The 12,824-nt window shown below is 46.2% G+C and carries 15 protein-coding genes; 13 read left to right on the top strand and 2 right to left on the bottom strand.

From position 1 onward, the window contains the following. Window positions 1-5: 5 nt before the first annotated feature. Window positions 6-917: a hypothetical protein gene (locus tag NSQ68_RS14940; protein WP_342426400.1), complete on the bottom strand. Its 912-nt coding sequence runs from the start codon at window positions 915-917 to the stop codon at window positions 6-8. A gap of 131 nt (window positions 918-1,048) precedes the next feature. Between NSQ68_RS14940 and NSQ68_RS14935 the strand changes: the two genes are divergently transcribed. From NSQ68_RS14935 to NSQ68_RS14915, 5 genes are all read left to right on the top strand, one after another. Next, window positions 1,049-1,981, top strand: coding sequence for a zinc-binding dehydrogenase (locus tag NSQ68_RS14935; RefSeq protein WP_342426399.1), 933 nt, complete (start codon window positions 1,049-1,051; stop codon window positions 1,979-1,981). 250 nt (window positions 1,982-2,231) lie between these two features. Next, complete coding sequence (locus NSQ68_RS14930) at window positions 2,232-3,347, top strand: sugar ABC transporter substrate-binding protein (RefSeq protein WP_342426398.1); 1,116 nt, start codon at window positions 2,232-2,234, stop codon at window positions 3,345-3,347. A 66-nt stretch (window positions 3,348-3,413) separates the two neighbouring features. Next, window positions 3,414-4,931, top strand: a complete 1,518-nt coding sequence (locus NSQ68_RS14925; RefSeq protein ID WP_342426397.1) for a sugar ABC transporter ATP-binding protein — start codon at window positions 3,414-3,416, stop codon at window positions 4,929-4,931. Continuing rightward, the gene (locus NSQ68_RS14920) at window positions 4,928-5,914 is read left to right on the top strand and encodes an ABC transporter permease (RefSeq protein WP_342426396.1); all 987 of its coding nucleotides are present in this window, start codon (window positions 4,928-4,930) and stop codon (window positions 5,912-5,914) included. The genes NSQ68_RS14925 and NSQ68_RS14920 overlap by 4 nt, the downstream gene beginning before the upstream one ends. Before the next feature lie 247 nt (window positions 5,915-6,161). Further along, on the top strand, window positions 6,162-6,434 hold the full coding sequence (locus NSQ68_RS14915) for an HU family DNA-binding protein (RefSeq protein WP_342426395.1): 273 nt from the start codon (window positions 6,162-6,164) through the stop codon (window positions 6,432-6,434). Window positions 6,435-6,505: 71 nt separating this feature from the next. Here NSQ68_RS14915 and NSQ68_RS14910 read toward each other — a convergent pair whose 3' ends face one another. Continuing rightward, window positions 6,506-6,781, bottom strand: a complete 276-nt coding sequence (locus NSQ68_RS14910) for a hypothetical protein (protein WP_342426394.1) — start codon at window positions 6,779-6,781, stop codon at window positions 6,506-6,508. A 54-nt stretch (window positions 6,782-6,835) separates the two neighbouring features. On the opposite strand from NSQ68_RS14910, the gene mtrB reads away from it, so the two are divergent. From mtrB to NSQ68_RS14870, 8 genes are all read left to right on the top strand, one after another. Further along, a complete protein-coding gene (mtrB, locus tag NSQ68_RS14905) occupies window positions 6,836-7,066 on the top strand; it encodes a trp RNA-binding attenuation protein MtrB (protein WP_013310730.1) in 231 nt (76 codons plus the stop codon). A gap of 98 nt (window positions 7,067-7,164) precedes the next feature. Then, window positions 7,165-7,716: a hypothetical protein gene (locus tag NSQ68_RS14900; protein WP_029517330.1), complete on the top strand. Its 552-nt coding sequence runs from the start codon at window positions 7,165-7,167 to the stop codon at window positions 7,714-7,716. A gap of 116 nt (window positions 7,717-7,832) precedes the next feature. Next, complete coding sequence (locus tag NSQ68_RS14895; RefSeq protein WP_342426393.1) at window positions 7,833-8,702, top strand: heptaprenyl diphosphate synthase component 1; 870 nt, start codon at window positions 7,833-7,835, stop codon at window positions 8,700-8,702. Between the two features lie 9 nt (window positions 8,703-8,711). Further along, the gene (locus tag NSQ68_RS14890; RefSeq protein WP_342429122.1) at window positions 8,712-9,440 is read left to right on the top strand and encodes a demethylmenaquinone methyltransferase; all 729 of its coding nucleotides are present in this window, start codon (window positions 8,712-8,714) and stop codon (window positions 9,438-9,440) included. Continuing rightward, window positions 9,433-10,299, top strand: a complete 867-nt coding sequence (locus tag NSQ68_RS14885) for a UbiA-like polyprenyltransferase (protein WP_029517333.1) — start codon at window positions 9,433-9,435, stop codon at window positions 10,297-10,299. The genes NSQ68_RS14890 and NSQ68_RS14885 overlap by 8 nt, the downstream gene beginning before the upstream one ends. Before the next feature lie 5 nt (window positions 10,300-10,304). After that, window positions 10,305-10,964, top strand: a complete 660-nt coding sequence (locus NSQ68_RS14880; protein ID WP_029517334.1) for a flavin prenyltransferase UbiX — start codon at window positions 10,305-10,307, stop codon at window positions 10,962-10,964. After that, window positions 10,921-11,787: a menaquinone biosynthesis protein gene (locus tag NSQ68_RS14875; protein ID WP_342426392.1), complete on the top strand. Its 867-nt coding sequence runs from the start codon at window positions 10,921-10,923 to the stop codon at window positions 11,785-11,787. Before NSQ68_RS14880 ends, NSQ68_RS14875 begins: the two co-directional genes overlap by 44 nt. Further along, the gene (locus NSQ68_RS14870; protein ID WP_307346146.1) at window positions 11,784-12,758 is read left to right on the top strand and encodes a polyprenyl synthetase family protein; all 975 of its coding nucleotides are present in this window, start codon (window positions 11,784-11,786) and stop codon (window positions 12,756-12,758) included. Before NSQ68_RS14875 ends, NSQ68_RS14870 begins: the two co-directional genes overlap by 4 nt. Window positions 12,759-12,824 lie beyond the last annotated feature (66 nt).

The following is a 12,824-nucleotide window of genomic DNA, read 5'->3' as shown; positions in this document are numbered from 1 at the left end:
TTGCCCTATTCATTAAAAGCGTAGTTCTGGTATTCGGCTGGACAACCCCAATATTCAAATACTGTGCGTGCAGGATCGTCAATCGGTAAGTACACTTCAATTCCAGGATACATGTGGCTACTTACAGAAAGATGAATTTGCTTGTAGCGAATAGGGACTAAATCGTCCACGGTTTCCATTCTCGCCAAAATAATTTTGGGTTGCTCAATTTCACTTGCTGAGTCCTTTGGTTGCATATTCCAATATTTATTAAGATCATCGTATTTTTGGAATCTGTCTATTAACTTCGTATACCAATGGTCGTATCGGGACAGCATGTTATATCTTTTGAAAGCTTGTATCCCAAAAATAGCATGAGACTCCCACTGTTCGAACGACTCAGCATCGAAGGTAGAACGGGGACGAATTGAAAAATCGGAGTTAAAATGAAAATCTACTTTATTCAGTTTGCCATTCATAAAAGAATCGGAAGGGATATCAAATAAATGGCGAAACGGCTCATTTAACCCTTTGATATCTAAGGTATGAGTAACAATCATTGCCGGAAATGGCAAATTACTCATTATTTTCTGTGTTTGATCCAGTGCCAGCTCCAGAGAACGTCCTTCGAGTTCGTAATGGATCGGAAGATATTCAGCGGCGAGGAGAAGGTCATTGCGCTCATGTGAAGTACACTCCAGATACTCAGCAATATGGATTATCGTTTGCCGATCCGGTATTCGACGAGACCGTCCAACCAATAGATTTTTATACGTAGGACATGCCTCATCATTAAGCTCCTGCTGAGTAAATCGTTTTAATAACGGGTGTGATAGCTCAGTATATTCCCGTTGACGCTTCATGCGAACAGCTTCAATCTCTCCCAAAACGTTTTTTAATGTTTTATATCGGAAGTCCTTGTCCTTGTGCATGGTCATCCTTTTTCAATCCTTTTCATAATGAGGTGTAGTTCTACACTTGGTGCAGATAGTTCCCTACAGTATACTACATTGTGAAAAAGGGGAGCTATTTACAAGGGTTTCTCAATGAGAATGATGGGGGAGATCATATGGTTCGTGCAATTGTAACAGATCCGTTTGCTTCAGGATATTTCGCAATAAAGGAAGTTGCCGCCCCGCAGGCCCAGCCTTGGGAAGCGATCGTTCAAGTACAGGCCTTCTCTCTGAATCGGGGTGAAGTTGTAGATGCAAGAAATCATGGAAGACAGAGCAGACCAGGATGGGATTTTGCCGGGATTGTCATCGAGCAAGCCAAAGATGGCACGGGCCCGAAACAAGGAAGCCGTGTCGTAGGACTTCTCCCGATGGGAGCATGGGCCGAACAAATTGCCGCTCCTACTTCATTAGTGGCTGAATTTCCTGATGATATCACCTTCGCCCAGGCTGCTACTTTACCAGTAGCTGGTCTGTCAGCGCTCTATACACTTCGAAAAGGAGGAATGCTGCTCGGTAAGCGAATATTGATATCTGGATCGACTGGCGGAGTTGGGACTTTTGCACATCAGCTAGCGGCGCAATCAGGAGCTTTTACAGTAGGTGTAGCCAGAACAGAGGAAAAAGCTCAACTTGTTCAAGAGGCTGGTGCTAATGAGGTTATCGTTGGCGATCCGGCGATTTCCTCGCTGGATACATTCGGACCTTATCATCTCATTTTGGATTCAGTAGGTGGGGATACGCTAGCTGCATTACTACCTCAGCTTATGCCAGAGGGGATATGTGTGTCCATGGGACATTCGTCCTCACCTTACGCAACAATTAATATTAGGGGCTTAGGTGGTAGAACTATGTATTGCTTCTTTCTAGGTGAGGAAATAAATCGCTATTCCCCAGCGGGAGATCTAAAATTACTAGGTGAGCTTGTTTCAAAAGGCCAGTTAGTACCAAAAATCGAAGTGGAGGCATCGTGGAAGGAAATTGGAGTTGTAGCCCAACAACTGATAGATCGGAAATTTTCCGGTAAAGCAGTGCTCCAAATAAGTTAGATGTGAGCGTTCTCCTATTTAAAATAAACAGACAGATTGTATCTTCGACCCAGGCTCCGCCTTGCTTTCACATTTAAACAGCAACCGTTTTCTGATATTCAATCGGGGACGGTTGTTTGTTGTGTTTTGTCCTATATAACCGGAAATCTCTCTATATTTCATAAAACCTATTTACATACTTGGTTTAAAGCGATATATTAAGTATCAAATTTGAATCATTTTGTGGATTGAACGAGGGGGAAATGAAATCATGGATATCCAAAAAGAGTTCCAAAGACACAAAAAGCTAGGGCTGGGAGGTATCATGCTACTGGTGCTGTTTTTGCTGGTCACTGCATGTGGCGTGCCGAAAACAGAGAGTGGCACTCAAGGGACAAGCACTGCGGAATCGAATACAACAAACGGAAAAACGGACAATTTAAATCTAAAGGGTAAACGGGTTGCGTTGATCATGGAGTTTAACACGGGCACATTTTCGCAACAGTATGTTCATGGTGTGGAAGAGGAAGTTAAAAAATTTGGCGGTACGCTGACTAAGTTTGTGGCAGATAACGATAAGGCTAAAATGGCTTCTCTGCTTGATAGTGCGATTAACCAGCAGTTTGATGTCATTTTGACTGATCACGGTGATGCGTTGCTGGAGACAGGGCTGAAAAAAGCAATTTCCCGCAATATTCCGGTTATCGTGTTCGATGCTGCCGTCAATGTTCCGGGTGCGGTAGTGCTCTCACAGGATGACCAAAGCATGGCTGAGCTGACGCTGGAGCAAATGAAAAAGGATATCGGTGGCAAAGGCAACATTGTGAAAGTATGGGTTGCTGGGTTTGCGCCGATGGAACGTCGTCAGATTGCTTATGGTACATTTTTGAAATCCAATCCGGATATTAAAGAAATTGCGACTTTTGGTTCGGCTCAGAATCCTGCGTTAGATACGCAAGCCAAAATGGAAGCTGTATTAAAGCAATATCCTAAGGGCGAAATTACAGCCGTCTGGGCGGCTTGGGATGAATTTGCCAAAGGCGCAGCACGTGCCATCCAACAAGCGGGACGTACGGAAATTAAAGTCTACGGCATTGACATGAGCGACGAGGACTTACAAATGATCCAAGACCCGAAAAATCCTTGGGTGGCCTCGGCTGCCGTAGATCCAACAGATATCGGGCGCGTACAAGTGCGCTATGCATATCAGAAGCTGCATGGGGATAATCCGGAGGAGAAAGTCGTACTGAAGGCTGTATATGTGCAACGCGAAGCGCTGCCAGATAAGCAAATTTCCACATCTGAGCTGTCCCAATATGTGAAGGGATGGGGCCAAAGCGAGCAGGGCTATAAGGATTGGATGAAGGAATATGAAACGTCCAAATAAAATGTTTGCATAACGCAAAGGCGCGCTTCGGCGCGCTTTTATCATAAGCAGGCGTGAGGGGGCACCATGAGTTCACAAGTATATACATTGGAAATGAAAAAAATCAGCAAACAATTTGCTGGTGTAGATGCGCTGCGAGCCGTGGATTTTACGGTGCAGAGTGGCGAGATTCACGCTCTGCTGGGCGCCAACGGGGCAGGGAAAAGTACACTGATGAAGATTCTGTCCGGTGCGTATCGTTCCGATCAGGGAGCAATCGTAGTTGGTGGTAAGGAACTGAACATTAGTTCACCGTGGGAGGCCAAAAGAGCGGGAATTCACTGTGTGTATCAAGAGGTCGATTCAGCGCTTGTACCACAGTTAACTGTTGCTGAAAATATTGTAATGGACGATTTGTCAGCCCCTGATGGTCGATGGTGGACTGCACCGGTTTCTATGCGCAGACGAGCGCGTGAGGCATTAGCACGTCTGGAGGTAGATATTGACGTACGACGATATGTGTCTGAATTGACGTTGGCAGAAAAACAGCTTGTGCTTATCGCACGCATTCTGACACAGCAAGCCAATACTATCATTTTTGATGAGCCTACGGCGCCGCTCAGTGAGGAAGAAACGCGACGTTTGTTCCGCACAATCCATACACTCAAGGATGAGGGAGTTGCATGTATCCTCATCACACACCGATTGCCGGAGGTTATTGAACACAGTGACCGTGTTACGGTGATGCGTGATGGTGGGCGCGTGTTCACGGGACCTGCCTCTGATTTAAGTGTAAGCGACATCGTTACGCATATGCTTGGGAAAACATTTGAGGAGGAATTCCCAAAAACAGAGGTACCGATTGGTGAAACGGTATTGGAAGCGAAAGGGCTTCACAAAGGATTACGAGTGCAAGGCATTGATGTACAGGTCCGATGTGGTGAAATTCTCTCTATTGTGGGTTTGGTTGGTGCAGGCAAGACAGAGCTGTCACGACTTCTTACAGGAGCAGACAAGCCGGATAAGGGAGAGCTGACCTTTAAGGGTCGCTCCATTCGATTGAGAGAACCAGCGGATGCGGTAGCTCAAGGAATTGTGTCCATACCCGAGGAGCGGCGTAAGCAGGGGGTGCTAATTGAGGAGAGTGTGGAAAGAAACCTTAGTCTTCCGCTTTTGGGCAAACTGAGTGTCCTTGGTTTCATCAGTCGGCGTAAAGAACGAAATAACGGTAATGGGATTGTCGCCTCTCTCGGTATTAAGACACCATCACTCCGTCAGCATGTTAAATATTTAAGTGGCGGGAATCAGCAAAAGGTTGCTATTGGGAAATGGCTGCATTCCGGAGCGGATGTATTTGTTTTTGACGAGCCAACCAAGGGTGTAGATATAGGGGCAAAAAGTGATATTTTTCGCATCATTGGCGAGTTGGCGGAGCAAGGAAAAGCGATCATTTATCTAACCTGTGAATTTGCTGAAGGGATTGGCATTGGTGATCGGATTGCAGTGATGTATGATGGCAAAATTATAAAGGAATTTGCGCGGGGCGAAGTGGAACAGGAACAGCTTCTGTTGTATGCCAGCGGCGGTGAAGAGGTGCATTCATGAAGGAAAAATGGTTAAACGTCTCATTTCGTTACGGTGCCGTAGTTGTCATTATAGGTGTGTTGGCGTTTTTTTCAGCTACATTACCTTATTTCTGGACTTATGATAATTTAATGGACATTCTTGGCTCGATTGCCATTGTGACTTTCGTTGCCATTGGTGTGACATTGTCACTTATCGTGGACGGTTTTGACCTGTCGGTGGGAGCTACAGTATCTTTGACAACGGTCGTTTCCGCTTCTTTAATGGTCTGGTATGAGCAGCCTGTTGCGGTGGTCATTGTTGTGTCTCTGGTTGTCGGCTCTTTGGTAGGACTGTTGAATTCATTATTGATCATTAAACTGCGTATTCCTGATTTGCTCGCAACCCTTGCAATCATGTATATTGTAAGCGGGATTCACAAAACGTACGCCCAGGGCTATACCATATATAATCATATGCAGTTTCCCGATGGTAGCAAGGCGCCGGGGGAGATATCTCCTGCATTTCTTTTGCTGGGGCAAGGTAAATGGTTGGGTATCCCGATTTCGGTTATTTTACTGTTGTTGGCTGTGGCAGCGGTGCATGTTTTCTTGACCTATACAAAGCATGGGCGTCAAATGTATGTAACGGGTGGAAATAAGGAAGCTGCTCGTCTGTCGGGCATACGGGTAAAAAAAGTCCGTACTCTGGCCTATGTTGCTTCAGGCGTATTTGCGGCGATTGCCGGTATTTTGTATGCCTCGCGCGTAGGCTCAGGCCAAATTGACGCGGGTTCCCCCTTGCTTATGGAGGCGGTAGCTGCAGTATTCGTCGGTTTTTCGGTCTTTGGTGCTGGTAAACCCAATGTCATTGGTACATTTATTGGTGCGGTTTTGATCGGTGTGTTGGTTAATGGACTAACGATGATGAATGTGCAATATTTCGCCCATGATATTGTCAAAGGAGTAGTGCTGGTACTTGCGCTGGCCGTTACTTTTTATGTGTTAAACCGTCGTCGTACTTGAAATTGTCTGTGGACTGTATTACTATAAACCTTGTTCCACGCAAGCAGGGTGCCATAAAACGCCAGTTTCGGCCTATATTGCGGAGGTTAGGTATATTCTATGTATATTTAACGACGAAACGGAAACAGATGATAACATTATGGAAGGCAGTATGCCGCCCGGGTTATTTTATACAGGCGACCTCATATCGGTCATTAACACCGATAACCTTAATGCTGGACCACACTTGAATTGGGAGGTGAATATTATGAATAAAACGGATTTGATCAATCAGGTTTCTGAAAGCACTGAAATGTCCAAGAAGGACGTAACCAAAGCAATCGATGCAGTATTTGAGGCGATCTCTGGAGCGCTGCAAAGCGGAGATAAAGTGCAACTGGTAGGTTTCGGGAACTTTGAGGTTCGTGAACGTTCCGCACGTAAAGGACGTAACCCGCAAACAGGAGAAGAAATCGAAATCCCTGCGAGCAAAATTCCGGCATTTAAACCGGGTAAAGCGCTTAAAGACGGAATTAAATAAGATTTCTTACATATTCCCAATGCGCTGAAAAGACCGTGAATTTGATTCACGGCCTTTTCTTTTTGTCCTGTTTACTTCGTGGTAGGGGTGCTATGGACTGGAGAAGTGGAAGCTGCCCTGTCGTTTCGCGAGGCATAAGCGATCAGCACTAGAGGTTCACCTGTTAGCTCGGCAAATTCATGCTCCAGCTGTTGAAGCCGTTCGATTTGGGTAGGACTGAGATTGGCGGGAAGGTAGTTTTTCATCAGATCCGTTCCTTTCTTTAATAGATGGGACTGCACGGATAGTATGGCTCGGGACATGCTAATTGTTGCAGGAGCACGGGAAGCATGTAGTTGACAAAACAAGCTTGAATCTCCATCATAAAAAGTATAGCTTCGGCTCTCAGGGAGGAAAAGGACATGGAAGATAACGTGACGGGTAGCAGTGAGTACGTCGTAATTAAAGCGAAAAGCAACGGATGTCAGGTTTTTGGTTTGACCAGAGGTCAGGATACACGCTTGCATCATTCAGAAAAATTGGACAAGGGCGAGGTACTGATTGTCCAATTTACGGATCATACTTCTGCTATTAAAATTCGCGGCAAAGCCGTTGTGATGACCAAGCACGGGGTAGTAGATACGGAGGATTAAAATGCAGGCATAGCCTGCTTTTTTTTGTTGTAGAATGAGAGTGAGGACCTTTACCGTAGCAAACCCACATTATGAGGTAGAGGTCAGGGGAGGCTCTGATGAAACCTTGGATTGTATTCGGTGGCTCCATTCTCATAACCATCGCAGCAGCTGTGCTGCTGCCGTCTTTACAGGTGCTGGACTCAGGAACCGCAGCAGTTCGTGAGACACAGGCGACGATTTCGCCTCAGCAACGGGTGCTGCTGTCAGATGACAATCTGGTGGATACGCTGAATGAGCTACCGTTGACTACACCGATTGCAAGCGCAAGCTGGGAACATTCAGTCCTGACCCTGGATGTCAAACTGTCCAAGGAAGAAACTGCCCCACTAGAGATTTATCAAAACATGGCGGAGATTGCCGCTTTTAGCTTTTACGGAACGACGAATGTGCGGCAATTGCTGCTTCGGGTGGTGACGCAGGACGAATGGTCAGGAGAACGTCATTTGCTGCTTGCATCCGATATACGCCGGAACGAGTGGACGAACGAGGCATTGGAACAGCTGAGAAGCCGGGAAGGCGCAGAATTGCCAGAGGATTTGAAATCCCGTTTCCGCATTACAGTAACGCCCATGTGGCAAAACAGGTTTAACGGTGTATATACAGATTAGATGTTTCTGCCGGTGGACCTACAGTACTTTAGTCGCGAATCATTTTAAATTGTGATATAATATAAGGCATTGCAATTATTTGAGTATACCAGAAAGTCATGTCTCGGAGGCTTAGGATGAAACCGTATCGCGTACCCCAATTAGCAAGGAAATATGTGGAATACGACATGATTCAACAACATACGGAAATGCCGGCTTTTCCTGACAGCCGTACCCGTTTGATGTTTGTGTTTTTGAACCGGAATGCGCAGGAGCTGCATGCCAGTGAGGACGAACTGTACGCATTGGTAACCTCACTTGTGCAGATGGGGCTGGATACGCATGATATGATTGATACTTTATCCGGTATACGGAGCCCGGAGGAGATGCGTTCCAGACAGCTGAAAGTGTTAGCTGGGGACTATTTTAGCAGTCGTTTTTATCAGCTGCTTGCACTGGCAGGCCGCATTACGGCCATTTCGAAGCTGAGTGATGCTGTATGTGAAGTGAATGCAGGGAAAATGAGTCTGTACTGGGGAATGAAACAATTCCGCTTGGATGCAACTCAGTATTTAACTCAGATGGTTCGTTTCAAAAAGGAGCTTTTTTTATCATTCACTTCACTTGTAGCAGAACAGGATCAGGAAATTTGGAAGCAGCTTCTCAACAAATTTGCCCTCTGTGATACCTTGGTGGAGGAATGGGGCAAGCGGACAGAACCGGACAAGTCCCGTTTCGGATATGTGTTCTGGCATATTTATGGTAACGGGGACCGGAACGAGCAAGCATTGCTTTCAGAGAGTGGTACTGACACTGAAGCATGGCGTAAGCTTGTTCTGAAATACAAAGCCGAGGATGCGATACTGGACAAGCTTCGCACGGCTGTTACACACATCCGGCAGATCCTGTCAGATGACCAAAATACGGGGATCGAGGAATTTGAACGCATGCTTGAGCCTTTCCTAAAGCTGCTAAATAGTCCGCACCCAGTTGTGAGGGAAGGTTAGGTGAACGTGATGGGATCAAGCGACACCAAGCCGAAAGAGCAATTCGTTCATGGCGTGTTTGAAAGCATAGCAGGTAAATACGATTTGATGAACGATATACTGAGCTTTCGCAGACATAAGGCTTGGCGGAAATTTACGATGAAAAAAATGAACATGCATCGTGGCGATACGGCAATTGATCTTTGCTGTGGTACATGTGACTGGACGCTTGCGATGGCGCGAGCAAGTGAAAGTGGTCACATCGTAGGACTCGATTTTAGTCAGAACATGCTCAATGTTGGCGAGCGTAAAATTATATCAGAATCCCGTGAAAAGCAAATTAAGCTTGTTCAGGGCAACGCGATGGAACTGCCTTTTGAAGATAATTCATTTGATTATGCAACGATTGGTTTCGGTCTGCGCAACGTACCTGATCTGCGCCACGTGTTACAGGAGATGCAACGAGTCGTCAAACCTGGGGGGCAGGTCGTATGTCTAGAATTGTCCAAACCTACTTGGCAGCCGTTCAAGGGAATTTACTACACATATTTTCAACACATCTTGCCCATGCTCGGCAAATTGTTCGCCAAACGTTATGAGCAGTATAAATGGCTCCCTGATTCGTTGGCGCTTTTTCCAGGAAGGGATGAGTTGGCTGGCATCTTCCGTGAAGTCGGATTGAAGGATGTTCAGGCTCATTCTCTCACCGGAGGCATTGCGGCATTGCACATTGGAATCAAGGAGAGTCAGCATGTTTAAGAAAATTGCTATTTTTTTGGAAATGATTAAAATTGAACATACGTTATTTGCGCTCCCATTTGCATTCATGGGGGCTGTATTGGGGTCAGTTGTCGTGACAGGCAACCTTCCCTCATGGCCGCAGATCGGCTGGATCCTGCTAGCTATGGTTGGCGCACGCAGCGCGGCTTTTGGCTTCAATCGTATGATTGACCGGGTGATTGACGGGAAAAATCCGCGCACAGCAGGACGCGCTATCCCGGCAGGGTTGCTCAAATCGAGCGAAGTGGTAATTTTCATTATCGTCAGTCTGGTGTTGTTATTCTGGGCATCATTCAAGTTAAGTCCGCTGGCGTTCAAGCTGTTCCCGCTGGCCTTTTTTATGCTCGTTTTTTACTCTTACACCAAGCGTTTCACTTGGCTTTGCCATATTGTACTTGGTCTGACCATTGGTTTGGCGCCACTAGGCGCGTGGGTTGCAGTAACGGGACAAATAGATTTGACCGCTATCGTACTGTATCTCACGATCGCATTTTGGACGGCTGGATTTGATGTTATTTATGCTTGTCAGGATATAGATTTTGACCAAAACGAAGGAGTTTATTCTATTCCTGCCCGTTTTGGTGTAGCAGGTGCATTGAACATCGCTCGGGCATTCCACGTCATTACGGCTATCGGATTTATTGTACTGTTCTTTATTGCAGATTTAAGCTGGTGGTATCTGGCGGGCATGATTATTTCGTACATTATTTTATTTTATGAGCACTATATCGTCTCTCCAAAAGATTTGAGTCGTTTGCAGACGGCATTCTTTACTATGAACGGTGTACTTAGCACTGTTGTATTTGCCTTTACACTGATTGATTTGGTGGTGCGTTAATACTAATGAATAATCAGGTGAGCGAACATCAAGGCAAACGAATCGTTATTGGCATTACAGGCGCGAGCGGAAGCATTTATGGTGTGCGACTGGTAGAGACTCTGCTGGACTTGCAATACACAGTTCACCTGATCGTGTCTAATGCTGGTTGGCGGGTGTTGAAAGAGGAGTTGGGCTGGAATGTGACTGACCGGGAAGGGGCCTTGAATGAACAATTCGGAGGCCGTCCCGGTTCTCTTGTATACCATCCGTTCACAGATATTGGAGCTTCGATTGCGAGCGGCTCTTATTTGGTGGATGCGATGATTATCATGCCATGCTCGATGGGGACGTTGTCAGCAGTAGCACACGGTTCGTCCGATAATCTCATGGCGAGGGCAGCGGACGTGATGATGAAGGAAGGTCGTCCGCTGATTCTTGTGCCTCGTGAGACGCCTCTACATGCCATTCATTTGGAAAACATGCTTAAGCTTGCGAGACTTGGCGTCAAAATGATTCCGGCTATGCCGGCTTTTTACTTTCATCCGAAGACGCTGGATGATATTGTGCTGTTCCTCGTAGGCAAAGTATTGGACAGCTTGCGTATAGAACATCAACTGTTTACGAGATGGGGGGATTCCGATGCCGACACCGGACACCAAGACAATCACAATCGGAAAAATTAAATATACAAACGCTTGGCCTATTTTTCATTATTTTAATCCTTCTGAGCTTCTCCATTCGGCGGAGATGGTTTCTAAAGTTCCGGCTGAATTGAATCAAGGTATGCTGAATGGGAGTTTGGATATCAGTGCGATGTCCTCCTTTGCGTATGCATCCGGTGCTGAGGAAATGCTACTGTTGCCGGATTTATCCGTCAGTGCAGATGGTCCTGTGCAATCCATTTTACTATTTTCACGCAAGCCGCTGGACGAAATCAAAAACGGAACCATTGCACTAACGAATACGTCTGCTACATCCGTGAATTTGTTGAAAATTTTGATGCAAAAGGCATGGGAAGGTCAGCCTTCCTATTTTGACTGTGAACCGGATCTTGACTTGATGCTGGAACAGGCAGATGCAGGGCTACTGATTGGAGATCACGCGATTAAGGCATCTTGGCGAAGCGAAGGTCTGTATGTTACGGACCTCGGAGAAGAGTGGAAGCGCTGGACGGGCTACAGTATGACTTTTGCTGTATGGGCAGTACGACGTACTGTTGCTGCTCAAAATCCCGCAGCGGTGGCTGAAACTGCGAGTGCGTTCCGCGCAAGCAAGCAGCGTAGTCTGTCGGACTTGACGTCTGTTATTTCTGAAGCATGCGAGGAAATTGGAGGTCTGCGAGATTATTGGGAGCGCTACTTTACTAATCTGTGTTATGATTTTGGAGAGAAGCAACAACAAGGTTTAGAGCTTTATTTTCAGTATGCGCATGAACTGGGGCTGCTTGACCGACGAGTGAAGCCGCTTCTCTGGAGTGACAATACGCTGACACGGGTGAAAGAATGAAACGATTGGATTTGTTCGGTTTATTAAAGAAGGATATGAACTTTATAGAAGAAGAGTTGTACCGCAGTATCGATAGTACGGAGCCGTTGATTAATGATACGTCGCTTCATCTGCTTAAAGCAGGGGGCAAGCGTTTGCGTCCCGTATTTGTATTGCTGGGAGGCAAGTTTGGAGAATATGATCTGGACAAGCTCAAGCGTATAGCGGTACCTCTGGAACTGATTCATTCTGCCTCTCTCGTTCACGACGATGTGATTGACGATGCGGAAATGAGACGCGGTCAACCCACCGTGAAGTCCAAATGGGACAATCGGGTGGCTATGTACACCGGAGACTACATATATGCACGTGCGCTGTCTATTGCTGCTGGATTGCCGAATCCCGACATTCACCGGGTACTGTCTAAAGCGCTGGTGCAGATGTCCATTGGTGAAATGGAACAAATTCGTGATTTTTTTAATGTGGATCAGAGTGTGCGTAATTATTTGCTTCGCATACGGCGCAAAACGGCTTTATTAATTGCGGTTAGTTGCCAGCTGGGAGCTATGGCTGCAGGGGCACGGGAAAGTGTCAATTCCCTGCTGTACAGCTACGGCTATAACGTAGGTATGGCTTTTCAAATTCAGGATGATCTGCTCGATCTGTGCGGAACAGAAAAAAAGATCGGCAAGCCGCCGGGCAGCGATATGAGACAGGGTAATATTACGCTTCCGGTGATTTATGCGCTCGAACAGCCTGAGTTGCGTGCAGATCTACTGGCTGAAATTCGCCGCATTCAGGATGGGGATGGGCAAGGAGACGCACGCAAAGCGGTGGATATAATCAAAAAAAGTGAAGGAATCGCTAAAGCTGAAATTCTCGCCGACCGATATATTAATAAAGCGCTAAACGCGCTGGACTTACTACCAGATGTCAAAACAAAAAAGACGCTACGCGATATCGCTCATTTTGTAACACGCCGCTCCTACTAAAGTTGTGTTTTGGGTTTGCTGTGACAAAATACTTTAACCGTTTCCAAGCTTTCTGTTACAATACAG

The sequence above is a fragment of the Paenibacillus sp. FSL L8-0158 genome (assembly GCF_038592965.1).
Classification (GTDB): domain Bacteria; phylum Bacillota; class Bacilli; order Paenibacillales; family Paenibacillaceae; genus Paenibacillus; species Paenibacillus polymyxa_D.
Note: the sequence above shows the minus strand (reverse complement) of the source record. Positions and strands in the feature narration are given on the sequence as shown.